Annotated in this window: 24 protein-coding genes; 13 read left to right on the top strand and 11 right to left on the bottom strand. The window is 72.0% G+C overall.

Annotation, left to right across the window (positions count from 1 at the left end):
• Window positions 1-97 precede the first annotated feature (97 nt).
• The 4 genes from ACLQ25_RS22705 (at window position 98) to ACLQ25_RS22690 (ending at window position 4031) form a co-directional block, all read left to right on the top strand.
• Entirely contained in the window at window positions 98-1492 is a 1395-nt protein-coding gene (locus ACLQ25_RS22705) for an ABC transporter substrate-binding protein (RefSeq protein WP_425732810.1), read from the top strand.
• Window positions 1489-2439 (top strand): carbohydrate ABC transporter permease, encoded by a 951-nt coding sequence (locus tag ACLQ25_RS22700; RefSeq protein ID WP_425732809.1) that lies wholly within the window; start codon window positions 1489-1491, stop codon window positions 2437-2439. The genes ACLQ25_RS22705 and ACLQ25_RS22700 overlap by 4 nt, the downstream gene beginning before the upstream one ends.
• On the top strand, window positions 2439-3305 hold the full coding sequence (locus ACLQ25_RS22695) for a carbohydrate ABC transporter permease (protein ID WP_425732808.1): 867 nt from the start codon (window positions 2439-2441) through the stop codon (window positions 3303-3305). Before ACLQ25_RS22700 ends, ACLQ25_RS22695 begins: the two co-directional genes overlap by 1 nt.
• Window positions 3306-3425: 120 nt before the next feature.
• A complete protein-coding gene (locus tag ACLQ25_RS22690; RefSeq protein WP_355050020.1) occupies window positions 3426-4031 on the top strand; it encodes a class I SAM-dependent methyltransferase in 606 nt (201 codons plus the stop codon).
• Window positions 4032-4110: 79 nt separating this feature from the next.
• Here the strand turns inward: ACLQ25_RS22690 and eccB are convergent, their stop codons facing one another.
• Complete coding sequence (gene eccB, locus ACLQ25_RS22685; RefSeq protein ID WP_425732807.1) at window positions 4111-5481, bottom strand: type VII secretion protein EccB; 1371 nt, start codon at window positions 5479-5481, stop codon at window positions 4111-4113.
• A 126-nt stretch (window positions 5482-5607) separates the two neighbouring features.
• Between eccB and ACLQ25_RS22680 the strand changes: the two genes are divergently transcribed.
• Both ACLQ25_RS22680 and ACLQ25_RS22675 read left to right on the top strand, forming a co-directional pair.
• On the top strand, window positions 5608-6321 hold the full coding sequence (locus ACLQ25_RS22680) for a spermidine synthase (RefSeq protein ID WP_425732806.1): 714 nt from the start codon (window positions 5608-5610) through the stop codon (window positions 6319-6321).
• A gap of 92 nt (window positions 6322-6413) precedes the next feature.
• On the top strand, window positions 6414-6590 hold the full coding sequence (locus ACLQ25_RS22675; protein ID WP_425732805.1) for a hypothetical protein: 177 nt from the start codon (window positions 6414-6416) through the stop codon (window positions 6588-6590).
• A 12-nt stretch (window positions 6591-6602) separates the two neighbouring features.
• Here the strand turns inward: ACLQ25_RS22675 and ACLQ25_RS22670 are convergent, their stop codons facing one another.
• Window positions 6603-7103, bottom strand: a complete 501-nt coding sequence (locus ACLQ25_RS22670; RefSeq protein ID WP_425732804.1) for an acyl-CoA dehydrogenase — start codon at window positions 7101-7103, stop codon at window positions 6603-6605.
• Window positions 7013-8404 (bottom strand): acyl-CoA dehydrogenase family protein, encoded by a 1392-nt coding sequence (locus tag ACLQ25_RS22665; protein ID WP_425732803.1) that lies wholly within the window; start codon window positions 8402-8404, stop codon window positions 7013-7015. The genes ACLQ25_RS22670 and ACLQ25_RS22665 overlap by 91 nt, the downstream gene beginning before the upstream one ends.
• Window positions 8405-8653: 249 nt before the next feature.
• Between ACLQ25_RS22665 and ACLQ25_RS22660 the strand changes: the two genes are divergently transcribed.
• The 3 genes from ACLQ25_RS22660 (at window position 8654) to ACLQ25_RS22650 (ending at window position 10872) form a co-directional block, all read left to right on the top strand.
• Window positions 8654-9691, top strand: a complete 1038-nt coding sequence (locus ACLQ25_RS22660) for an L-dopachrome tautomerase-related protein (protein WP_425732802.1) — start codon at window positions 8654-8656, stop codon at window positions 9689-9691.
• Window positions 9692-9756: 65 nt separating this feature from the next.
• A complete protein-coding gene (locus ACLQ25_RS22655; protein WP_425732801.1) occupies window positions 9757-10137 on the top strand; it encodes a VOC family protein in 381 nt (126 codons plus the stop codon).
• Window positions 10138-10176: 39 nt separating this feature from the next.
• The gene (locus tag ACLQ25_RS22650) at window positions 10177-10872 is read left to right on the top strand and encodes an alpha/beta fold hydrolase (RefSeq protein WP_425732800.1); all 696 of its coding nucleotides are present in this window, start codon (window positions 10177-10179) and stop codon (window positions 10870-10872) included.
• 165 nt (window positions 10873-11037) lie between these two features.
• Here ACLQ25_RS22650 and ACLQ25_RS22645 read toward each other — a convergent pair whose 3' ends face one another.
• Genes ACLQ25_RS22645 through ACLQ25_RS22635 form a run of 3 tightly spaced genes read right to left on the bottom strand, consistent with a single transcriptional unit; the run spans window position 11038 to window position 14520 of the window.
• A complete protein-coding gene (locus tag ACLQ25_RS22645; RefSeq protein ID WP_425732799.1) occupies window positions 11038-12294 on the bottom strand; it encodes an MFS transporter in 1257 nt (418 codons plus the stop codon).
• Window positions 12291-12887 (bottom strand): helix-turn-helix domain-containing protein, encoded by a 597-nt coding sequence (locus ACLQ25_RS22640; protein WP_425732798.1) that lies wholly within the window; start codon window positions 12885-12887, stop codon window positions 12291-12293. The genes ACLQ25_RS22645 and ACLQ25_RS22640 overlap by 4 nt, the downstream gene beginning before the upstream one ends.
• 40 nt (window positions 12888-12927) lie before the next feature.
• Window positions 12928-14520: an LLM class flavin-dependent oxidoreductase gene (locus ACLQ25_RS22635; RefSeq protein ID WP_425732797.1), complete on the bottom strand. Its 1593-nt coding sequence runs from the start codon at window positions 14518-14520 to the stop codon at window positions 12928-12930.
• Window positions 14521-14633: 113 nt separating this feature from the next.
• Between ACLQ25_RS22635 and ACLQ25_RS22630 the strand changes: the two genes are divergently transcribed.
• Window positions 14634-15158, top strand: a complete 525-nt coding sequence (locus ACLQ25_RS22630; protein WP_425732796.1) for a MarR family winged helix-turn-helix transcriptional regulator — start codon at window positions 14634-14636, stop codon at window positions 15156-15158.
• A gap of 73 nt (window positions 15159-15231) precedes the next feature.
• On the opposite strand, the gene ACLQ25_RS22625 is transcribed toward ACLQ25_RS22630, so the two are convergent.
• The 3 genes from ACLQ25_RS22625 to ACLQ25_RS22615 form a co-directional block, all read right to left on the bottom strand.
• Window positions 15232-16740, bottom strand: coding sequence for a phosphoesterase (locus ACLQ25_RS22625; protein ID WP_425732795.1), 1509 nt, complete (start codon window positions 16738-16740; stop codon window positions 15232-15234).
• Between the two features lie 170 nt (window positions 16741-16910).
• A complete protein-coding gene (locus ACLQ25_RS22620) occupies window positions 16911-18863 on the bottom strand; it encodes a Xaa-Pro dipeptidyl-peptidase (RefSeq protein ID WP_425732794.1) in 1953 nt (650 codons plus the stop codon).
• Between the two features lie 84 nt (window positions 18864-18947).
• The gene (locus ACLQ25_RS22615; protein ID WP_425732793.1) at window positions 18948-19610 is read right to left on the bottom strand and encodes a hypothetical protein; all 663 of its coding nucleotides are present in this window, start codon (window positions 19608-19610) and stop codon (window positions 18948-18950) included.
• Window positions 19611-19977: 367 nt separating this feature from the next.
• Between ACLQ25_RS22615 and ACLQ25_RS22610 the strand changes: the two genes are divergently transcribed.
• Complete coding sequence (locus tag ACLQ25_RS22610; protein ID WP_425732792.1) at window positions 19978-20940, top strand: helix-turn-helix transcriptional regulator; 963 nt, start codon at window positions 19978-19980, stop codon at window positions 20938-20940.
• Between the two features lie 55 nt (window positions 20941-20995).
• Window positions 20996-21649 (top strand): DUF6624 domain-containing protein, encoded by a 654-nt coding sequence (locus tag ACLQ25_RS22605; RefSeq protein ID WP_425732791.1) that lies wholly within the window; start codon window positions 20996-20998, stop codon window positions 21647-21649.
• Window positions 21650-21679: 30 nt separating this feature from the next.
• Here ACLQ25_RS22605 and ACLQ25_RS22600 read toward each other — a convergent pair whose 3' ends face one another.
• Window positions 21680-22066, bottom strand: a complete 387-nt coding sequence (locus tag ACLQ25_RS22600) for a winged helix-turn-helix transcriptional regulator (protein ID WP_425732855.1) — start codon at window positions 22064-22066, stop codon at window positions 21680-21682.
• A gap of 96 nt (window positions 22067-22162) precedes the next feature.
• On the opposite strand from ACLQ25_RS22600, the gene ACLQ25_RS22595 reads away from it, so the two are divergent.
• Complete coding sequence (locus tag ACLQ25_RS22595; protein ID WP_425732790.1) at window positions 22163-23020, top strand: SDR family oxidoreductase; 858 nt, start codon at window positions 22163-22165, stop codon at window positions 23018-23020.
• Between the two features lie 61 nt (window positions 23021-23081).
• Here ACLQ25_RS22595 and ACLQ25_RS22590 read toward each other — a convergent pair whose 3' ends face one another.
• A complete protein-coding gene (locus ACLQ25_RS22590; protein ID WP_425732789.1) occupies window positions 23082-23774 on the bottom strand; it encodes a TetR/AcrR family transcriptional regulator in 693 nt (230 codons plus the stop codon).
• Window positions 23775-23920 lie beyond the last annotated feature (146 nt).

Genomic DNA, 23920 nt, shown 5'->3' with positions numbered 1-23920 from the left:
CTGGGCTCCAGGATAGCCACAAAATAGCCATATGTCTTGCTATTGATCAATCGAAGGTGTTGAATCCCTCTTGTACCCTTCGAGAGGAGTGCCACCGATGTCAGCACCTCCGAGGCGGATACTCGCCACCACCCTGATCCTGGCCCTGGCCACGTCCACCCTGCTGGCCTGCGGCGATGACGGATCCGACAGCAACAGCAAGAAGATCACCGTGTGGAGCCTGGAGGACGTCGCCGACCGCGTCACCGCCACCAAGGCGATCATCGCGGACTTCACCGCCAAGACCGGAATCCAGGTCGACCTCGTCACCGTCAACGAGGACCAGTTCCCCTCGTTGATCGCCGCAAACGCCGCCGCCGGCGAGCTGCCCGACGTGGTCGGCTCGGTGTCGCTGGCCGGCATCCGTACGCTCGCGGGCAACGAGTTGCTGCACGCATCGGCGAACGCGGAGGTCGTCGACGAGCTGGGTCGGCAGACGTTCTCCCCCCGGGCGCTGGAGCTGACCTCGGACGACGGCAAGCAGCTCTCCGTGCCCAGTGACGGGTGGGGGCAACTGCTCGTCTACCGCAAGGACCTGTTCGACGCCGCCGGCCTGCCCGCCCCCGACACGTACGAACGGATCGCCACCGCCGCGACGAAGCTGAACACCGGCGGGGTCGCCGGCATCACGGCCGCCACCTCGGCGAGCGACGTGTTCACCCAACAGACCTTCGAGCACCTGGCCCTGGCCAACGGTTGCCAGCTCACCGACGACTCCGGCGCCGTCACCCTCGACTCCCCGCAGTGCGTCGAGGCGTTCCGCTTCTACGGCGACCTGATCCGCACCAGCTCCGTCAAGGGCGCGCAGGACGTCGACACCACCCGGGCCACCTACTTCGCGGGCAAGGCGGCCATGGTGATCTGGTCGCCGTTCATCCTCGACGAGCTGGCCGGGCTGCGTAACGACGCCAAGCCCACCTGCCCGCAGTGCCAGGCCGACCCGGCGTTCCTCGCCAAGAACAGCGGGTTCGTCACCGCGATCAAGGGTCCGAACGGCGCCGAACCCGCGCAGTACGGCGAGATCAGCTCGTGGGCGGTGCTGGACGGCGCGGTGACCGACCCTGCCAAGTCCTTCGTGGAGTACATGCTCGGCGACGGTTACCCGCGCTGGTTCGGCATGTCCCCCGAGGGCCGCTTCCCGGTGCGCAAGGGCACCCCGGCCGAGCCGGAGGCGTTCCTGACCGCCTGGACCACCAGCCCGGCCGGCGTGGACACCAAGAAACCCCTCACCGACGTGTACGGCGACGACGTGCTCGCCACCCTGCGGCGCAGCCCGGACACGTTCGGGCGCTGGGGGCTCAGCCAGGGCCAGGGAAAGCTGGTCGGCGCGATGCTCGGTGAACTTCCGGTGCCCAAGGTGCTGGGCGACCTCACCGCCGGCAAGTCCGACGCGGCGGCCGCCGCCGGTCGGGCCAAGAAGGACGTCGAGGCGATCAAGGCGAGCGTCAATTGACCACCACCGCGCCCGGCCGCTCCCCCACCGAAGAGCGGCCGGAGCGGGCGCGTCGTCGACCGCTGACGCTGCGCCGCCGAGAGTCCCGCGCCGGGCTGGCGTTGGTCGCGCCGACCCTGCTCGTCACCATCGTCGTCATCGGCATCCCGATCGTCTGGACCGTGGTGCTCGCCTTCCAGCGGGTCCGGCTCGCCACCCTGCGCAAGACCGGCCTGTTCGGCGAGCTGACCCTGGACAACATCGACCGGGTGCTGCACACCCCCGGCTTCGCCGACACGCTGTGGGTCACGCTGCTCTACAGCGTCGGCGGCACCGTCGGGTCGATCGTGCTCGGCCTGGTCGCCGCGCTCGTCGTCCGCCGGCCGTTCCGCGGCCGCACGCTGGTACGGGCCTCCATGCTGCTGCCGTACGTGGCGCCGGTGGTCGCGGTGACCTTCGTCTGGCAGGTGATGCTCGACCCGCAGCTCGGCATCGTGAACCACTGGGGGCAGCGCCTGTTGGGCTGGGACGCGCCGGTGCCGTTCCTCACCCAGGAGTCGACGGCGCTGGCCACGGTCATCACGTTCGAGGCGTGGCGGTACTTCCCGTTCGCGTTCCTGTTCCTGCTGGCCCGACTCCAGGCGGTGCCCGGCGAACTGGAGGAGGCCGCCCGGGTCGACGGGGCCACCCCCACGCAGCGGTTCCGGCACATCCTGCTGCCGCAGCTCCTGCCGGTGATCGCCCTGCTGGGCATGCTGCGCTTCATCATGACGTTCAACAAGTTCGACGACGTCTACCTGCTCACCGGCGGGGCCGCCGGCACGGAGGTGGTCAGCGTCCGGGTCTACGAGTTCCTCACCGCCCGTACCGACGTCGGGGCCGCTGCCGCCCAGGCGGTCGTGCTGGCCGTGGTACTCATCGTGTTCGTGCTGATCTATCTGCGCTTCTTCGGACGGAGGGTCGGCTGATGGACCGGGACATGGTCGAGACGGTGAGCCTGCGCTGGCTGCGCCGCCTGGTGATCGCCGCGTTCCTGGTGGTCACCGTCTTCCCCTTCTACTACATGCTGGTGCTCTCGGTACGCCCCATCGAGCGGCTGCTGCTCGACCCGGGCGCGCTGGTCGTCGGCTTCGGCGAGCTGACCGTGGCCACGTACGCCGAGGTCCTCAAGGCCACCGACGACGGCGGCCAGGGATTCCTCACCTTCATCCGCAACAGCGCCTTGGTGGCGATCGCGGCGACCGTCCTCACGCTGCTCGTCGCGATCCCCGGCGCGTACGCGGTGGCCCGGCTGCGGTTCTTCGGTCGGCGGCAGGTCGACTTCCTGTTCCTGGCGGTCTACCTGTTCCCCTCGATCGTCATCGCGATCCCGCTGTTCGTGGTGTTCAGCCTCGCCGGGCTGCGCGGTTCGCTGTTCGGGCTGGTGCTGGTCTACGTCTCGCAGACCCTGCCGGTGTCGGTCTACATGCTGAAGAACTACTTCGAGACCATCCCGGTCAGTCTGGAGGAGTCCGCGGCCATCGACGGCGCCGGCCGGCTCGGCATCATCCGCCGGGTCAGCCTGCCCCTCGCGATGCCGTCGATCATGGCGGTCGCGCTGTACGACTTCATGATCGCCTGGAACGAGTTCCTGTTCGCCCTGCTGTTCCTGGTCGACAGACCCGACCGCTGGACGGTGTCGCTCGGTCTGTCGCTGCTCTCCGACGGCGTGGAGGTGCCCAAGACGGTGCTGATGGCCGGATCGGTCGTCCTCACCCTGCCCATCGTGATCCTCTTCTTCGCCAGTGAACGGCTCCTGACCGAGGGCCTGACCAGCGGCGCGGAGAAGGGCTGAGCCGACCGCGCGATCGGTGGCGACACAGCGGTACGACACGCCGACCCCGGCGCCGCTGAGCCGCCACCGATCGGCGCACCCGCCAGCCCGGCCCCGGCCGACCCGGTTACCGTGGGCCGTATGGCCAACCCGACCCGCTGGGCGACCGACACCGGTCCGGAGCACTCGCAGTGGTACGTCGACCGGTTCCGCAAACTCGCCGCCGAGGGCGCCGACCTGGCCGGCGAGGCCCGACTGGTGGACACCCTGGTCGAGCCCGGGTCACGGATCCTCGACGCCGGCAGTGGCACCGGCCGGGTCGGCGCGGCCCTGGCCCAGCGCGGGCACACCGTCGTCGGGGTGGACGCCGACCCCGTCCTCGTGGAGGCCGCCCGCGCCGATCATCCCGGTCCGCGCTGGCTCGTCGCCGACCTGGCCGACCTGGACCTGCCGGCGATGGGAGAGGGCGAGCCGTTCGACGCCGCCGTGCTCGCCGGCAACGTGCTCGCGTTCGTCGCCGTCGGCACCGAGCCGGAGGTGCTGCGCCGCCTCGCCGGGCACCTGCGTCCGGACGGCGTCCTGGCGGTGGGCTTCGGCACCGAACGCGGTTACCCGCTGACCGCGTTCGACGCCGACGCGGTCGCCGCCGGGCTGCGCCTCGAACACCGCTTCGCCACCTGGGACCTGCGCCCGTGGCGTGACGACGCGCCCTTCGCGGTCAGCGTCCTGCGCCGTCCGGCAACCTGACGCCCAGGCGGCATCGGGACGAGGCCGCGAACGGCCCCGGGCGGCATCGGGACGAGGCCGCGAACGGCCCGGGGCGGCGTCAGGACGGGGCGGCGACGGCCCGGGCCGCGGCCGGGTCGAGGGTCGCGCCCGGCGGCACGAGACTGACCAGGCCAGCGGGTAGCCGCACCGGTCGCACGTCGCGGTAACCGAGCATCGGCAGCACCTCCCGGTCGGCCAGCACGTACCGCCGGCCCAGGTCGGTGACCACGGACACCGCCCCTCCGGACGCGCCGGGCGCCGCGGCGGCCTCGACCACCGCGCCGCCACCGGGCTGCACCACCACGTGGTCGGCCAGCGCCGCGCCGCCGGACGGCGCGGTCCGCGGAACGGCCGCCAGGTCCGGCAGGTGTACGCCCCAGCGCACCTCGCCCGCGTCGTCATCGCCGACCCGGGTGCAGATCGCCGCCTCGTCGGTGGCGGCGAGCCGGGGCGGGGCGGGCGGCGGAGCGGTCGGGCCGCTCGGGGCGAGATCGGGCATCGTGGGCAGCGCGGCGAACCGACCCAACGTCATCGGCTCCGACTCCCCCTGCCCGGTACGGGCCAACAGCAGCCCGGCCTGCAACTCGGTGATCCCGGCCAGCCCGTCGTCGAGCGCCACCGCGTACTGCCGGCCGCCGCCGGAGTTGCGGACCAGGTAGACCTGCCCGATCGTGGCGCCCGGCACCCGGGCGGAGGGCCGGCCCTCACCGGGCAGCGACGGCGGGGCCAGGTCGACCCCGGCGGGGAGGGCGTTGAGCAGTGCTGGCGCGACGGGCACCGCCCGCGTCCGGGTGGTCGCCAGCGCGGCCAGCACCCGGTTGGGATCGCGGATCAGGTAACGACGCTGGTGCCACACGAGGTGCAGGTCGCCGTCCGGATGGCGGAGCAGCAGCGCCTCGTCGCCGAGTGGCCGCCCGCCGTCGGGGTCGACGCCGATGAGCAGCGCCGAACGGGAGTCCGCGCCGGCCGTCGTCGAGCAGACCGTCCAGGGCGACTTCGCGAGGCGACCCGGCGCGGGCAACGAGTCCGGCGCGTCGGCGATGCCCAGTGGCAGGCCGCGCGGCACGCCGTCGATCGACCGCCGGGAGACCAGTACGGTCTTCGACCGGTCCGCGCCGACGATCAGCAACGCCGAGGCGTAGTTGAGCACCGGGTGCAGCTTCTGCTCGCGGTACACGAACCGGGCGCCGGACTCCTTCTCCACGATCACCGCGCCCGGGTCCCGCCAGCCCTTGCCACCACCGGCGAACAGGCCGTACAGCGCCGCACCGCCGAGCCCGATCACCGCGACGAGGACGCTGGCCAGGCCCGCGCCCGCCAGCCGTCGGAACGGCGACTGGGCCGGGTCGGTCTCCCGCATCACCAGCGCGGCGACCGCCCGCTGAACGCTGAACTGGTAGGAGTGCAGCTGATCCTGCCGCGACGGCATGGGGTCCCTTCCGCTGGTTCGACCGGGCACAGGATATGCGCTGCGTCGATGTCCCGTGGACCCTGCGTGGCGGGGCCGAAGCCGGTCGGTACCATTCGGGGACGAATCCGGCGGCGAGAGGGCACCGTGGGCGCGCGTTTCGAGGAACTGGCCTGGCGGGAGACACCGTTCGGCGCGATCAGCCTGCGGCGGCGTCGCGACCCGGCGCTCCAGGTCGAGGTGTACGAGGTCAAACTCGACGACGAGTACCTGATGTCCAGCCTCTTCCCCGTCGCCGAGATCGAGCTGGCCCGCCTCGGCCTCGCCGAACTGGCCGGTGACGCGCTCGACGTGGTGGTCGGCGGCCTCGGACTGGGCTATACGGCGTGCACCGCCCTGGCCGACCCACGGGTACGGGCACTGCTGGTGGTGGAGGCCATCGAGGACGTCATCGACTGGCACCGGCGAGGGCTGCTGCCCTTCGCGGCCGGGCTGGCCGAGGACCCGCGGACCCGGTTCGTGCGGGCCGACTTCTTCGCCGCCGTGGCGGGTGACGAGGGGTTCGACACCGAAGCGCCCGGACGACGCTTCGACGCGGTCCTCCTCGACGTCGACCACTCACCACGCAACGTCCTGCACCCGAGCCACGCGCCGTTCTACACCCCGGATGGCCTCCGTCGGCTCGCCGCGCTGCTCCGTCCGGAGGGTGTCTTCGCGCTCTGGTCCGACGACCCACCGGACGACGGGTTCACCGCGGCGCTCGGGAAGGTGTTCACGACCGTACGGGCGCACGTCGTGCCGTTCGCCAACCCGCTGACCGGTGGACAGTCCGCCAACACCGTCTACGTCGCCCGCCGCTGAGAACGCCGCCCGGCGTTTGCGGCGGGCGGAATCGGGAAGGTCGGGGACGAGTCGCCGCATCTCGCGCCGCGGCCGAGTTACGGGAGGTCGCGATGCGTGCCCTGCTCTGGGTCGTCGGCGTGGTGGCTGGCGTGCTGATTCTGCTCGGGCTGATTCTCGAGGCCGTCCGCTGGCTGATCATCATCGGTCTGATCGCGCTGGTGATCGTGATCGTCCTGGGTGTGGTCAAGGGGCGGCAGGCCATGAACCACCAGGGCCGTCGACGCTGACACCGAGCCCGGTCAGAACCAGTCCGCGCGCATGTCGAGCGCGGAGCGGTCGAGGCTGTCCAGCAGGTCGAACTGGGGTCCCGTGCGGGGCAGTTCGACGCTGAAGAAGTAGCGGGCGGCCTGCCGCTTCCCGGCGTGGAAGGAGTCGCCGCTCTCGGCGGGCGGCAGCGCCAGCACCTGCTCGAGCCACATCCAGGCGATCACCACGTGCCCGACGGCCTCGAGGTACGCGCTGGCGTTGGCCAGGGCGAGCACCGGGTCGCCGCCGGCCCAGAGCCGCCGGGTGACGGTGGTGATCCGTCGTACCGCCGTGTCCAGCCGCTCGGCCAGTTCGGCGATCTCGCCGCCGGCCACCCGCGCCCGCGCGACGGTCTCCCCCATCGTCTCGGTCAGCAGGAGCAGGCCCGCGCCGCCGCGCATGGTCATCTTGCGCCCCAGCAGGTCCAGCGCCTGGATCCCGTGGGTGCCCTCGTGGATCGGGTTGAGCCGGTTGTCGCGGTAGTGCTGCTCCACGTCGTGGTCGCGCGTGTAGCCGGCGCCGCCGAGGACCTGGAGGCCAGGTCGTTCGCCGCCAGGCACCACTGCGACGGCCAACTCTTGGCGATCGGGGTGAGCACGTCCAACAGCAGGTGCGCCCGTTCGCGGTCGGTGTCGGCCGGCGCGGTCCTCTCCTCGTCGAGCAGCCGGGCGCAGTAGAGCACCAGGGCGAGCGCCCCCTCCACGTAGCTCTTCTGCGCCAGCAGCATCCGGCGCACGTCGGGGTGGTCGATGATCGGCACCTGCGGCGCGGCCGGGTCCTTCGCGCCGACCGGTCGGCCCTGCGGCCGTTCCCGGGCGTACGCCAGGCTCTTGAGGTAGCCGGTGTAGCCCAGCGCGGTGGCGCCGGCCCCCACACCGATCCGGGCCTCGTTCATCATGTGGAACATCTGGGCCAGTCCCTGGTGGGGCGCGCCGACCAGGTGGCCCACCGCGCCGGGCTGGCCGCCCGGGGTGTGCCCGCCGTCGCCGAAGCTGAGCAGCGCGTTGGTGGTGCCCCGAAACCCCATCTTGTGGTTGAGCCCGACCAGCGCCACGTCGTTGCGCTCCCCCAGCGAGCCGTCCGGGCCGACCAGCACCTTGGGTACGACGAACAGCGAGATGCCCTTCACCCCGGGCGGGCCGCCGGGCATCCGCGCCAACACCAGGTGGACGATGTTCTCGGCCAGTTCGTGGTCGCCACCGGAGATCCACATCTTGGTGCCGAACAGGCGGTACGTGCCGTCGGGCTGCGGCTCGGCCCGGGTGACGATGTCGGCCAGTGAGCTGCCGGCGTGCGGCTCGGACAGGCACATGGTGCCGAAGAACCGGCCCTCGAGCATCGGCCGGACGTAGGTGTCGACCTGCTCGGCGCTGCCGTGCGCCAGCAGCAGGTTGGCGTTGCCCAGGGTCAGCAGCGGGTACGCGGAGGTGGCGACGTTGGCCGCCTGGAACCAGGCGAAGCAGGCCGCGGCGACGGCGTGCGGCAGTTGCAGACCACCGACGGAGTCATCCATCGCGGCGGTGAGCAGGCCCGTCTCGGCAAAGCTGCGCAGTGCCGCCTCGATCTGCGGGATCGTCCGCACGCGGTTCCCGTCGATCGTGGGCTCGGCGAGGTCGGCGGCCCGGTTGTGCGGGGCGAACTGGTCGGTTGCCACCCGCTCGGCGAGGTCGAGGGCATCGTCGAAGGTCTCCCGGGAGTGCTCGGCGTAACGGGGACGCTCGACGAGGTGCGACACCCGCAGCCAGTCGTGCAGCAGGAAGTCCAGGTCACGGCGGGAGAGCAGGGTGGAGGGCACGGTACTCCTCGGCGGGCGCAGGGGTGTGTCGGTGCGGGCGGCGGCCCGTCGTCGCCCCGGCCCATACTGGCGGATCGGCCGAGCGGACACTACCGCCGTCGTCGAGGCCGATGCGTCGCGCCAGGTGGGCGTTGGGCACAGGCTGGCGTTTCGTGAGGTCCGCCCCGGGGATACCGCGTCGATGGCGACCGGTCCGGTCGGCCACCGACGGGAGCCGGAGACGCCGCCGGGCGCGTGAGGAGCGGGCCGATGCCGCTGCTGCCCACCGACGAGGACCCTCGGTTGACGTCGGTGCTCACCGAGAATCGGGTGTGTACGGGTGTGACCACCCTGCAGGGTCGGGTCTTCGTGAGCTACCCGTCCGCGGACGGGCCGGGCGTGCAGGTGGCGGAGGCGCTACCGGACGGCGGTCGCAACCCCTACCCGGACGCCGCGTGGAACCGTCCGGCCCAGTCGCCGGACGGCGCGTTCGTTCACGTCAACGGGTTGCGTGCCGGCCCGGACTGCAGGCTGTGGATCGTCGATTCGGGAGCGCCCCAACTCGGTGCCCGGCAGGTCCCGGGCGGCGCACGGCTGATCGTCGTCGACGTGGAACGCGACCGGGTGGACCGCGTCCACCACCTCGACGCGGCGGTACGCCCCGACAGCTATATCGACGACGTCCGGTTCCACGACGGCACCGCGTACCTCACCGACGCCGGCGCGCCCGGCCTCATCGTGCTGGATGTCGACTCGGGCCGGTGCCGGCGGGTGCTGGACGGACATCCGAGCACGGTGGGCGGGCCGGTGGTCGCCGACGGTCGGGCGCTGCGGGATCCCAGCGGCGCCGAGGTGTGTCTGCACGCCGACCAGTTGGAGGTGTCACCGGACGGTCGGTGGCTGTACTACCAGCCCGCCTCCGGCGGCATGTCCCGGATCGGCACCCGCTGGCTGAACGACCCGACGCTGTCGGCCGAGGAGTTGGCCCGGCGGGTCGAGCCCTGGTGGGACACGCCGAGCACCGGTGGCACGGCCATCGACGCGCTCGGCACCATCTACGTCAGCGATGTCGAGAGCCGCCGCATCCTCGCGGTGGGGCCGGACCGTAGCGTGCGTACGCTCGTCGCGGACCCACGCCTGAGCTGGGTGGACGCGATGTGGCTCGACACCGAGGGGCAACTGTGGCTGCCGGCGGCGCAACTGCACCTGACGACCGGGTTCAACGGCGGGCACCCGGCCGTCGCCTACCCCATCCGGATCTACCGGATTCCGGTCGACGCCGGCCCGCCACCGACGGACAACGCCTGACGCTGCGGAACGGCTCGGATCGCCACGATGGGCGGCCGGTGGCCGTCCTCGATATCCTGCCTCGCATGCATCGAAGCCGTGTGTACGCGTTGCTCATCGACGCGCCCGAGGCGGAGGCCGCGCGGGCGGCGGAGTTCTGGTCGGCGGCCCTGGGCGTCGAAACCCGGTCCCACCCGGAGGAGCCGCAGTTCGTGGGTCTGCACGAGGCGGTGCCGGGCCTGGTCACCGCCGTCCAGGCCGTCGACGACGCGCCGCGCTACCACCTCGACATCGAGACCGACGACGTGCCGGCCGAGACCGCCCGGCTGGTCGGCCTGGGCGCCACCGAGGTAACGCGGTGGATGGAGTGCCGCATCCTGCGCGCGCCCGGCGGGCATTTGCTCTGCGTCCTGCCGGTCGAGAGTCCACCCGAGGTGTTCGACGCCCAGGCCCGGACCTGGTCGTGACGCGCGAACCTGTCGCAGGGCCGCAGTAGGGTTCCGGCCATGGCTGATCTGGTGTTGGTGGCGGGAGCGTGGCTGGGGTCCTGGGCGTGGGACGAGGTGACGCCGCCCCTGCGGGCGGCCGGCCACCAGACCTTTCCCCTGACCCTCTCCGGTCTCGCCGAGAGGCAGGGAGTGCCGGCCGGCCAGCAGACCCACGTGCGGGACATCGTCGACGAGATCGAACGCCGCGACCTGCGCGACGTGGTGCTCGTCGGGCACAGCTACGCGGGCATCCCGGTGGGGCAGGCCGCCGAGCGGATCGGCGACCGCTTGACCCGCGTGGTCTTCCTCGACTCGGAGGTGCCGGTCGACGGCGGGTCGTTCGCATCCGGATGGTGGCAGGGTCAGACGGCGTTCGAGTCCGTTCTCGCCGACAACGGCGGCGACTGGCCGCCGCTCGCCCCGGCCGAGTTCGACGGTCAGGGTCTCACCGACGAGCAGATCGCGCGGCTGGTCAAGGGCGCCACCACGCATCCGGGCCGCACGCTGACCGAGCCGGCCGTGCTGAGCGATTCCCTGGGCGACCTGCCGGCGACGTACGTCAAGTGCCTGCTCGACGGGCCCGAGCCCAACGACGTGGTGGCGGCGTTGCTGACCAGCGAGCGCTGGCGGCTCGTCACCATGGCCACCGGCCACTGGCCGATGTTCTCCCAGCCCGCCGAGTTGGCCGCGCTGCTCGCGGCGGAGGCGAGCTGACCGGCGCCCGGTGTCGGCACGCCGTCAAGGTCGGCTCGGAGGGCTAACGGTGCGATGAGCGTGATGCCGGTGAGTCATCAAGATGACTCACCGGCATCACGCTTGAGGGGGTAGGCGCGTCCGGTCGGGAGCGGCACACGCGGGGCGACGGCCAGGCCGGGTCGGTCAGGGTGTGACGGTGTCGAGGTTCCTGATGTGGCGTACGGGGGACGCGAGCAGCCACAACACGGCGAGCACACCGCCCACTCCGGCGACGACCAGGGTCGGCCGCAGTCCGAGGGTGGTGCCGAGCGTGCCGCCGACTAGCGCGCCGAGCGGCCGAATGCCGTAGTTGACGGCGCTGTACGCGCCGGCTCGACGACCGCGCGCGTCGTCCGGGGTGACGGCGGCGAGCAGGGCGTTGAGGTTGATGTCCATCAGCATCACTCCGACGCTGGACACCAACTCGATGGCCGCCAGCATGGCCACCTTCGCCCAGGTCGGGCCGTCGATAAGCGCCGTCAGCGCCAGCGGGGCGGGAAACACCACCGCACCGATCATCGCCGTCCGACCGAGCCCGATGGCGCGCGAGATGCGGGGTGCCAGGGCCGCGCCGGCCAGGCCGCCGAGCGCTCCGACGCCGAACGCGACACCGATCGCGCCGGCCGACAGGCCGAGTTCACGGTTGGCGTAGAGCACCAGCAGCGCCGACGCGATGAAGGTGAAGAAGTTGACGGTGCTGGTGCAGCCGAGCGCGGCGCGCAGCACGGGGTGGCGCAGCACCAGCGTCATGCCCTCGCGGACCATGCCGAGCGTGGACGTCTGCCGTGGCGGTGGCGGGGGTTCGGTGACCGGGATACGACGCAGCAGAAGCGCGGAGAAGAGGAAGGACACCGCGTCGACGAGGATGGCCACCGGCGCGCTGAGCGCCTGGACGAGTCCGCCGCCGACGGCCGGGCCAACGATGAACGACAGGGACCGGCTCACGCTGAGTTGGCTGTTGGCCTCCACGTACGCCGAGCGCGGCACCAGGGCGACGAAGAACGCCTGCTGCCCCAGGGCGAACAGCACCGCTCCGGCGCCGGTGAGCAGCGCCACCAGGTAGAGCTGGGTCAGGGTGACCGCGCCGAACAGGTACGCCACCGGGAGGCTGAGCAGCACGACGGCGCGGACCAGGTCCGCGATGATCAGGAGGCGGCGTTTGTGGGTGCGTTGGTCCACCCACGCGCCGAGGAACAGGCCCAGCAGGTTGGGCAGCCAGATCAGCGCGGTGAGGACACTGACCTGCACGGGCGTCGCGGTGAGCAGGGCGACGGCGATCAGGGGCAGGGCCAGCTCGCTGATCCGGTCGCCGAACGCCGTGATCGTCTGACCGATCCAGAAGGTGCGGAAGCGCCGGTCGCGGTGCGGGGCCGGTGCGGCCGGGGCGTCGACGGCGGTCATGACGCGGACGGATCGTCGGCGGCCTCGGGCAGCAGGTAGCGCAGCATCCGCACGACCTGCGCGCCGGCCGGGGGCCTGTCGTCGTCCTTGCGCCGCACGTACGGGGCAAGCAGGTTCTCGATCGCCTCCTCCAGCTGGCGCATCTCGTCGGGAGTGGCGATGAATGAGGTGTCGGCCACCCCCGCGAGCCCGCGCCAGGTGTCGTCGAGTCGGGGCTCCTCCTGCAACAGCCACTGCTGGGGCGTCTCGGCGTACCGGGCGAACATCTCGCCGCGGAGTTGCCGCGCCGCGGCCTGCCCCTCGGCGTCGTCCGGCAGGCTGAAGCGGAACCCACGGGAGGTCGCCTGCCACCAGCGTTCCCGCTTGCTGGTGCTCCCGTCGGCGTCGGCGACCAGGCCGAACGTCGCGAGGTGGCGCAGGTGCCAGCTCACCACCGACGGCGTGGCCCCGACGTGCGGCGAGAGCCCGGTGGCGGTGGACGGGCCGTGTCGTTGGAGCCGGTCGAGGATGGCCAGGCGGACGGGGTGTGCCAACGCCCGCAGGGCCTGCGGCTCGGTGATCTCGAAATCCCCGTACGGATTCTTGAGAGACATGTTTCGAAAATAGTCTCTCAAGTCTCTCGGGGCAACCCGGTCAGCTCACCCCCAGGCGAGCCAGCGGCTCGACGAGTTCCCGCTCCTCGTAGCTCAGGTGCGACAGCAGGGCGTCGGTCAGCAGGTTCACCGCTTCACGCAGCTCGGCCAGGCCGTCCGGTGCGCCGACGTACGCCACCAGCGCCTTGTCGACACCCTCCAGCACGTCGTGGATGACGTGGTGCTCCTGCTCCAGCCGGTCGACGACCGGCCGCAACCGCGGGTCGGCCTGCCGCAGTCGTGGGAAGAGCGCCTGGTCCTCGATGGTGTGGTGGGTGGTGACGATGCGGCAGTAGGACTCGCAGTACGCGCCCAACGTCCACCGGTTCTGCCGCATGGTCATCGTGTTGATCTGCGACCGCGCCGCGCCCGCGTCGATCTCGCCGGCCGCGACCTGCTCGATCAGGTCGTGGATCTGCGCCAGCTCGGCGCGTAGCCCGTCGTGCACCTGCACCAGGTGCTGGCCGGTGGCCTGCTCGTGGGCGGTGTAGGTGCGGGTGGGATCGGGCGTCGGCCCGGTGGGGCGCTCCGCCTCGTCCCAGACCTGCCGGCCGCTGAGCCGCCGGCCGTCGTCGGGCGTCGGCACCACCGCGAAGGCGCCGGCGGTCACCCGCGCGCGGGTCGGCGGCGCGAAGGGCGCGACGACCGCCGCCGGCTGCGTGTCCGCAAGGACCTCGGCGGGGGTACGCACCGACGCGGCGCCCCGGTCGCGCTCGGTCGCCACCAGTTCACGCACGGCGGGCGCCACCTCACCGGCGAACCGGCGCAGGTCGTCGGGGTCGTCGCTGGCCAGGATGAACGTGCCGATCCCGTCCCCCAGCGCCAACTCGGTCAGCTCCCGCACCCACTGCTCGACGGGTCCGTGCAACGGGCCACGGCCCACGGCGGCGAACGTGCCGGAGATGTTGAGCAGCCGGCGGACGTCGGCGGGTGAACGGCCGGCTTCGCGGGCCGCGTCGTCGATGATGGCGTTGCCCCGGGCCAGGTCACCAGGTTCGAGGTAGCCGAGCGAGGGCAACCAGCCGTCGGCCCGGCGACCGGTGAGCGCGAGCATGCGCGGCTTGTACGCCCCGAGCCAGATCGGCACCGCGTGGGCGGGGGCCGGGCCGCGCTTCGCGCCGACCACCCGGTGGAACTCGCCATCGACCCGTACACCGCCGCGCGCCTGGGCGTCCCACATCTGCCGGAGGACGTCGATCCCCTCCTCCAACGCCCGCACGCCCTGCCCGGGGGTCAGCCGCCGCCCGCCCATGGCCTCGATGGCATCCCAGAACGCGCCCGCGCCGAGGCCCAACGCGACCCGCCCCCCGGTGAGCAGGTCGAGGCTGGCGACGCTGCGGGCGAGCACGGCGGGTGGGCGCAGCGGCAGGTTGGTGACGTTCGCGGAGAGGTGCACCCGATCGGTCCGGGCGGCGACGAAGCTCAGCAGCGTCCAGGTGTCCAGGAACCGCGGCTGGTACGGGTGGTCCTGGAAGGTGACCAGGTCCAGGCCGACCTGCTCGGCCAGGACGGCGAGCCCGACGGTGCGGTCCGGGTCGTCGTTCCCGGGCGTGGTGAACGAGCCGAAGACCAGGTCGTGGCCGTAGTCGCTCATGTGCGAGCCTCCTGTCGTACGCGCCGCGTCGCGTGATGCGTCGCGATGCCAACCTTATGTCAGACAGAACATCTGTTGCCAACAAGGTCTGTGACTTCGGCTATCGTTCGGGTATGACGGGTGCCACCGACCGGCCGGAACGGCCCGATCCGCTCGACGACGACCTGGGCTGGATGCTGGGGATCGCCTTCCGTGGCTACGTCCGGGCGGCCGAGCACGCGCTGACCGATTTTCCCGGCGGTCCGCGCGGCTTTCAGGTGCTCACCGCCTCGGTCAACGGCCCGGGCCGTAATCAGGGCGCGATCGCCGAGGAGTTGGGGATCGACCGCACGGTGCTGACGTACCTGATCGACGACCTCGAACGCCCCGGCTTCGTGGCCCGGCGGGCCGACCCGTCCGACCGGCGCAGCCGAATCGTGGACGTCACCGACGCCGGCCGGGCGGCCTGGGAGCAGCGGCGCGAGGCGCTGCGGCGGGTGGAGGCGCACCTGTTGGGGTCGCTCACGCCGACCGAGTCGACGACCCTGCGCACCCTGCTGCAGAGAGTGGCCTGCTCAACCCAGGCCACCGACCCCCTCCGCGACCTCTGCGAAGCGGTAACCCACACCCACCCCACCCCACCCCCAGAACGGCGTTGATCAAGAGGTTCGCGTCACCGCAGGCCGGAATCCTGACGCGAACCTCTTGATCAACAGGGTAGGTGGGGCGGGATCAGCGCACGTGCACGAACACCGGGTTGGAATAGAACCACAGGTCGTCCCACGGGCTCTCGAGACCGTCCGCGAGGGGCTCGGCCTCGTCGGTGCTGGTGCCGCGCACCCGGGCGTACGTGTCGGCATCGACGTTGCGCAGGGTGTGCCGGATGACGTAGTCGTGACCCTGACGACGCCAGTCCCGCGGGCCGAACCGGGCCACCACCTTGGTGGTGGGGTTGGTGTCGGCGTCCAGGTTGGCGCTCGGTCCGGTGATCTGCCCGACGATCAGGTCGACGCGGCGGACCTCCGGGCGGTCCCCGTTGGCGTTCACGCCGTCCAGCGGGCGGAACCGGATCTCGATATCGACGTCGGTGCGGCTGCGACGGTTGACCGTGATGGTCTCGCCGACCTCGGCCGTCCTGCCCTGCGACGTGGCGCTCACGTCGAGGCTGCGGATCAGGTCGCCGGTGGTCACCCAGATCCGGCCGTTGCGCAGGCCGTCCATGATGTCGCCGTAGTCCTGGCGGGCGTGCACGTAGGTCTTGCTGTACTCCCCCGGCCAGAAGTCCGAGCCGCCGCGCGTCCAGTGCACGTGCGAGTCGGACGTCGCGGTGATCCACCAGCGCCGCCCCTCGCCGAGGAGCGAGTCCCAGAGCCCACCGACCCGTGCGGTCATCTGGTCGAAGCCGCCGTAGGTGGGGTGGTTGCCGTACCCGCCGCGCTTGCCGCCGTTGAGCGGACCGGCCTGGTGACCGGGCGCGCCCTCGAATCCGATGTAGACGTCGGGCGCGGCGTTGTTGCCGTTGCGGAACTCGCGCGGGGTGTCCTGGCCGTAGACGCCGAGGCCGGTCGCCGAACGGGAGGCGTGGTGGGCGATGACCAACGGCTTGTGCGGCATGCCCCGGGCGACCTTGAGGAACTCCACCATCTTGGCCTCGGTGTCGCGGGCCGGGTCGGTGGGGAACGCGTCGTACTTGGCGAAGCGGCTCTCCAGCTCGAAGAGCTGCTTCGCCTCGTCGTCGTGGCGCGGAATCATCAGCGTGTGGTGGTCCAGCGAGGGCGCGTCGAACTCCATGCCCCAGAACTGGAGCACCTCGGGGACGAGCTTGCGGGACCGCAGCAGGTCGGGGTACGCCTGCTCGATGTTGACCTTCGAGTGCGTCGGTCCACCGTGGTCGGTGCACATCGCCCAGGTCAGGCCGAAGTTCTTGGCCATGATGGCGTTGGTGACGATCGGGTAGACCGCGTCCGCGCCCTTGTGGAAGACGATCGGGGACTTCGTGGTGTCGAACTCGCCGCTGTACTCGGAGTGGACGTGGTGGTCACCCGCGCGCCACGACCGGTTCTTGTTGCCGCCCCGGTCGCCCTCGTCGTCGCCGGGCCGGCGCTCCTCGTCGGCCCACGCCGCGCCGCCGCCCACCAGGGGACTCGCGGCGGCCAGCGTCGCGCCGACACCCGCGTACTTGACCAGCTTGCGCCGCGACAACTGCGCGCGCTCGACCTCTTCGGCTTGCTTGTCTCTCACGTCAGAGCCTCTCCTCGATCAAGCGAATGCTCTTTCGATCAAGGAGCCTCGGAGAGGTCGGTGAACGCCCGCCGTACGCCGGACGGGTACCCGATGAACTCCCTGGCTGAGCCCGTTGAAGGGCACGGCGACGCGCCGCTGGGTGACGAAACGACAGCGGGGCGGCAGGATCAGGGCCGTTGGCGCTCCCGCTTCACGCGTGCCGATTCGGCCGTCGACGGCGCGGCGGGCGCGGTGACCACCGTCGGCGCGACGGCGACGGCGGGCAACCCGGTCCGACCGGCGACCGGCAGGACCAGTTCACTGTGCCCGAGGTCGACCCGGACGGCGGCGTCCCGGTCCTCGGCCATCGTGAACTCCGGGTCGCTCTGACCGAGCACCAGGCCGAGGACGTGCCCGGCCGGCACCACCGCGTCGTACGCGTTCAGCGGCACGGTGACCGTGTACCACCGGTCCGCCCGCAGCGGCGTGGTGAACCGCAGCGAACGATGGTGCGCGGCGTCGAGCCAACCCCGGGCCAGCACCGCGTGGTCGGAGACCTCGGTGATCTCCTCGGTGTCGCGGTAGCAGGCGTCGTCGGCCTGGGTGGACGCGCCCCAGCAGGACTCGGTGTCCAGCGTCCGCACCGCCCCGAACCAGCTCCGCTCGGCGGTGCCGTAGTCGACCAGGCGGGCGCTCAGCTGCGTGGTCGGCCGATCCACCCGGACGCGCAGTCGCACCGACGCGCTGCCGGAGATCCGCAGCGCGGAGTCCAGCGGACCGGAGAGGAAGACCAGCCGGCCGGCGGTCGCGCTGTTCGGCTCGGCGACCACCGCGTCCTCGGTCAGCGCCTCGTCGACGTACTCCCGCTCCTGGCCCGGCCGCGCGGCGCGGCCGCCGAGGGTACCGGTGACGCCGTCCCCGACGCCGAGGGGAACCCGCACGTCCCGGGTGCCGGGTGCGGGCCAGTCGCGCTGCGTCGTCCACCTGCCGGGGGCGGTCTCCAGGTCGACCCGTGGTTCGTCCATCACCCCGTTCGGCAGCCCCTGCAACCAGTAGTCGAACCAGCGGTGCAGGGTCGCCACCCACTCGGCGCGTCGCACGTCGAACGGATCCTGGTGACCGGCCTGGGAGAGCCACAGCTTGCGGGGTACGCCCCGCTCGGCCAACTCCTGCCACCAGCGGGCGAACTGGTTCGTGGTGACGTTCAGGTCGTTGAGACCGTGTGCCACGAAGACACTGGCCCGCACCCGGTCGGCCGACGGCCGGTAGTCGCGCTGCGCCCAGAACCCGTTGTAGTCGCCGGTCTGCTCGGCGCTGTCCGCCCGCAGCCGGGCGAGCACCGCCGCGCAGGCGGCCTCCGGGCGGCTGCTGACGACCGAGTGCAGCCAGCCGGGATAGTCGGTCGACACCAGCGTCCCCTGGTATCGCACATAGTCGTACCAGCTTGAGATGGCCGAGACCGGCACGATGGTGGCCAGGCCCGGCACGCCCGTGGCGGCGACCCCGTTGGCGACGGAGCCGTCCCACGACTTGCCGATCATGCCGACCCGGCCGGTGCTCCAGCCGGCGTCGACCGGTCGCCCATCGGCGGTGTACGCGCGGGCCCGGCCGTTGAGCCAGTCCACCACCGCCCTGGCGCTGCCCACCTCGACCGGGCCTCCGACGTCCTCGCACCCGGTCGAGCGCGCGGTGCCGGCGAGGTCCACGGCGAGGAAGGCGTAGCCGCGCGGAACGAAGTAATTGTCGTAGAACAGGGGCACCGAGGCGATGACGCCGGACGCGTCGTACGCCTTGAACTCGCCCTCGTTGCCCCGGCCGCAGCAGAGGTAGTAGGGCGACGCCTCCATGACGACCGGTACGCGGACCCCTGCGGCGGCGGCCTCCCGGGGCCGGACGATGTCCACCGCGACCCGGTCGCGGACGCCGTCGCCGTCGCTGTCGGCGCGGGTCTCGACCCAGACGCTCTCCCGGATCGCGCTGGCGTAGGAGTAGGCGGGGACCGTGGCGGTGCCGACGACGTGGGGTGGGGCCGGACGGTGCCGGTCGGACGGGTCGGCGCTGGCGGGAGCGGCGGCGAGCGTCGCGACCAGCAGGCCGGCCATGGCAGCGGCGCTACGTGCGCGGGTTCGGGAGGTCGGCATCGGTGTCCTTCCGGGTACGACGCGTCCAGGACATTCCATCGCATCGATGCCTCTCTGCCCAGCCCCCACGGCGGCGCGCCGTCGTCAGATCCGGGCGCGGGGCAACCAGCCCAGGAAGCGGTGTCGTGCGCTGGGCAGGGGCAGCGTCGGCAGGTCCTGGGCGGCGGCGACGAGGCACGAGCCGAGGTAGACGGCGAGGGAGGTGCGCGCCCCGCCGAACTCGGCGAGCAGTTGGCTCTGCTTGGTCGCGCAGGGCCATTCGCGGCCACAGCCGGTACACGTCCAGCTCGGCGGGTTGGGCAGGTGCTCGGGCAGCTTGGCACGCCGGTAGCGGCCCACGACGCTGTTGTCCGCGCGGACGTCGCGTCGCCGGGGTTCGGGGCCCTTGTTACGGGCCGCGGGCGGCCGGGCGCCGGGCAGGTAGCGCCGGACGGTGCCGAGGAGCGCCCCGACGCGTACCAGGGCGTCCGGCCCGACGTGGTGGGCCAGCAACGCCGTGAGCAGGTAGTGCCCCAGCAGGTCGAACGAGTCGCGGTTGAGCCGTAGGTCGCGGCAGAGGTCGACGAACTCGGGCGTGGTCAGCGGTACGCGGTCGTCGAGCGCGCGGCGCAGCACCTCCCGCAGCGCGACGCCGAGGCTCATCAGCGCGTCGCCCTCGCCCAGTCCCAGGCTGTCCTCGTCCGCCACCCGCGCCAGCGCCTCGGCTACCGCCAGTCGTACGACGCGGTCCGGATCGGTACCGTCCAACGACTCACCCCCGCCTGTCGGCCGGATCTCCGGCTGTGATCCGGGCGTCGGGACGCCCGGGAGATCATGAACAAGATTTCGCTGCCGCACCGGGGGCGACTAGGACAGCGGGCGCAGGATCGCCGCGCGCGATAGCCGGAAAGCGAAGTCGGCTCGGTAAAACAGCGGATCGACCGACGTGCACGGCCGACTGCCGTATGGTGGTATTCCCATCAATAGATATGTGATTTGCTGGGAATGACGCCACCACCACCGCCGAACCCGGTCGGCAACGCGCCGCGATCACCGGCACGTGCGCCCAGCCACGTCCCGACCACACCGCCGGCCCCGATCCGACCGGCGGTCTCCTCTCGGACGGAGACAGCGGATGACGTCACCAGTGCAGGCCCGAGCATTCGAGAGTCACGACCCGGCGGCCATCCACCGCTTCCTGGCCAGCACATACACCGCGGACCTGCGCATCCAGGCGAGTGAGACCGGCTACCACCTCGTCCACCAGCGCGTCGACGCCGGGCCGTTCGCCCTCGCGACGACCGGCCAGAGCGCCCATCTCGACATCGAGGTGGGCGACATCGACGGGCTGATCGTCTGCCGTACCCGCAGCGCCCTGATCAGCCGCACCTCTCAGGGGGAGACCCACCGCTTCGGCCCCGGCGACGTGTTCCTGACCAACCGACCGGGCGAGCCGTTCAACCTGCGGTGGGAACCCGGCGAGGTGGAACTCTGCGTCCTGGACGTCGGGGTACTGAGACAGGTGGCGACCGCCACGCCGGCGCGGCGGCCCGGTCCGATCCGTTTCACCGACCTCGGCCCCGTCGACGCGACCCTCACCCGGCAGTGGCGGCGGACCACCAGGTACGTGAACGATGCTGTCCTGAACAGCCCGACCGCCAGCGTCCAGCCGCTGGTGATCGGCAGCGCCGCCCGCATGCTCGCCGCGGCGGCTCTCGCGATCTTTCCCAACACGGCGTTCACCGACGAGACCGTCCGGGACCGCCACGGCGCCAGTACCGCAACCCTGCGTCGCGCCATCGCCTTCATGGAGGAGAACGCCGACCGGAACATCGGCGCCGCCGACATCGCCAACGCCGCCGCGGTCTCCCTGCGCGCGGTGCAGCTCGCCTTCCGTCGCCACCTCGGCACCACACCGATGGCGTACCTGCGCCGGGTCCGGCTCGACCGGGCGCACCACGACCTGGTCCGGGCCGACCCTCGACGGGAGACCGTGTCGGCCATCGCCAGCCGTTGGGGGTTCGCCAGCCACAACAGGTTCACCGCCTGGTACCACGCCAGCTACGGGGTGCCGCCCCGCGAGACGCTGAACGCCTGAGGTCGCCCCGGCGTCGACCTTGTGACACGTCGTGGCAGCGACGAAAATCGATGCCGTGAAGCTTTCGTCGAGGGTCGCCGGGCCGCTGGTGTGCCTGCTGCTCCTCACCGGCTGCGGCACCTCGCCCGGGACCACCGACGGGCCTACGGTCGGCACCCCGCCCACGTCCCTCTCCCCTGCAACCTCCGTCTCCCCTGCGACCTCCGTCTCCCCCGCCGCCTTCGACAAGGCGCTGCACGACGAGTTGATCGCGATGCTGGAGCGCGACCAGGCCGACCGCGAGGGCACCCCGCAGACCGAGTCCGACCAGGCGCGCACCCTCCGGCTGAAAGAGATCATCCGTACCCACGGCTGGCCGACCTTCGCTCTCGTGGGCGAGGACGGGGGCAACGCCGCCTGGGCCATCGTCCAGCACTCCGACCTGGACCCCACCTTCCAACAGGAGGCGCTGGACCTGCTGCGCGCGGCCGTCGCCGCCCGCCAGGCGTCGCCGGGCAACCTCGCCTACCTCGAGGACCGGGTCGCCGTGGCCAAGGGCGAGCCCCAGGTGTACGGGACACAAATCCGCTGCGGGCCGGACGGTCCCGTCCCGGCGACCCCGATCAGGGACGAGCCGGGCGTCGAACGCCGCCGCGCCGAGGCTGGCCTGCCCACACTCGCGAGCTACCTCGCCGAGATGACCACGATCTGCGCCCAGGACACCAACTAGGCGGGTGCCCGTCCAGCGCGGGACGGTCCCTCAGGGCCGCTCCCGCTCGCGGGCGGCCCGCACCTCGGGCACCGAGGCTTCCAGCAGGTCGGCGAGGCCACGGAGCTGCTCGGCGACCCGGACACCGAGCGGGGTGAGCGTGTATTCGACGCGCGGGGGGATCGCGGTGAGCACCTCGCGGGTGAGCATCCCGTCGCGCTCCAGCGTCTGCAGGGTCTGGGAGAGCATCCGCTCGCTGACCCCTTCGATGCGCCGCCGCAGGGCGTTGAACCGGTAGCTGCCCTCACCGAGCGCGAGCAGGGCGAGCGAGGCCCACCTCGACGTGACGTCCTCGAAGGCGGCACGGGAGGTGCAGCTCCGCGCGAAGACATCGCTGACGAATTCCTGGGTAGGCCCCGCCGGGTCGTGGGCCGGCATGTCGGTCACGTCACCAGCCTACCCGAGGCTTACTCAACGACTTGTGCTGTAGATTCGTAAGTGCTTACGGGAAGTAACCGCTCATCGGAGGTCCCCATGCCCACCTATGCCGTCACCGGCGCCACCGGCCGTCTCGGCCGGCTGGTGATCGAGCACCTGCTCGACACCGGCGTGCCCGCCGCCGAGATCGCCGTCGTCGTCCGCAGCCCGCAGAAGGCCGCCGACCTGGCCGCCCGCGGCGTCGAGATCCGCCAGGCCGACTACGACGAGCCTTCGACGCTGCCCGGCGCCGTGGCCGGCGTACGCCGCCTGCTGCTCATCTCCGGGGACACCCCGGGGCAGCGGGTGCCCCAGCACACCGCGGTCATCGACGCCGCCCGGCTCGCCGGGGTCGAGCGCCTGGTCTACACCAGCATCCTGAAGGCCGACACGACCACGAACCCGCTCGCTCCCGAGCACAAGGCCACCGAGGAGGTGCTGGCCGCGTCGGGCCTGTCGTACACGGTGCTGCGCAACGGCTGGTACACCGAGAACTACACCGATCAGCTTCCGCAGTACGTGTCAAGTGGCACCATCCTCGGCGCCACCGGCGGCAGCAAGGTCTCGGCCGCTCCCCGGACCGACTACGCGGCCGCCGCCGCGGCGGCGCTGACCCGGGACGAGGGCGGCAACGCCGTCTACGAGTTGGGCGGCACCGCGTTCACCTTCGACGAGCTGGCCGACGCCGTCACCGAGGTCACCGGCACGACTGTCGTGCACCGGGACATGTCGACCGCCGAGCTGGCCTCCGCGCTGCAGAACGTCGGGCTCGACGCCGGCACCGCCGGGTTCGTGGCCGCCCTCGACCACTCGATCGCCATCGGCGAGCTGGCCACCGACAGCGACGACCTCAGCCGGTTGATCGGTCGACCCACCACCGGGCTACGCGACGCCGTCCGCGCCGCGCGCGCCTGACTCGGGCCCCGGTTCGTCGTGCTGGCGGGCGACGGGGGCACGCCCTCCGTCGCCCGCCCGCTCAATCGGCGGACGCCGGCGTCAGCAGGCCGGTGAGCAGGCTGCGCAGCGTCCGCTCGAAGAGGTCCGTCGGGGGCGTCGGCGGCCCGACCCGGCCGAGGGCCGCGACGAGATGTGGGTACGCCCCGAGGTCGACGCCCGCGAAGCCAGGTGACCCGGCGGCGGCCTCGCTGCGGGCGAACAGGCTCACCACGCCGGTCAGCACGGCGATCGCCTCGAACTTGGCGCTGACGGCGCAGCGCACGGGTTCCAGGATCCGGATGCAGTTGTCGAACCAGGCCAGGCTCTCCGGACCAACGCCCGACGGCCGTTGGATCACGTCCACCAGCCACGGGTGGGCGCGGAACAGGGCCAACTGCTGGCGGGCAACCAGCAGCATCTCGTCCTGCCAGTCGTCCCGCTCCGGCGGGTACGGCCGCAGCTCCCCCACGACGCGGTCGGTCATCAGGTCGAGCAGGTCGTCGCGGGACGACAGGTACCGGTAGAGCGATCCGGCGCCGGTGCCGAGCGCGCTCGCGACGGCGCGCATCGACACCGCGGCGAGCCCTTCGGTGTCGGCCAGGGTGATCGCCGCCGCGACGATCGCCTCCCGGCTGCGCGTCGGCGTCGGGCCACGGGTTCCCCGTTCGGGTCTGGCCCAGATCGGCTGCCGGCCGGCCCCGCGGTCGCCGGACCTCCCCGCTGCGTCGGTCACCAGGCCACTCTAGAGCTGGTGACGGGGTTGGCCGCTCAGGTGCCGCGCGCCCGGCCACTCCTTACGCGAGGCACTAGATGATCGATTCCAAGGGGTCAGTGGTCGTAGGCGGTCAGGGATCGCATGACCGGTTGGCCGGTGTGCCA

It is taken from the genome of Micromonospora sp. DT44, assembly GCF_049841635.1.
In the GTDB taxonomy this organism is placed as follows: domain Bacteria; phylum Actinomycetota; class Actinomycetes; order Mycobacteriales; family Micromonosporaceae; genus Micromonospora.
This window is presented reverse-complemented; position numbering and strand designations above follow the sequence as displayed.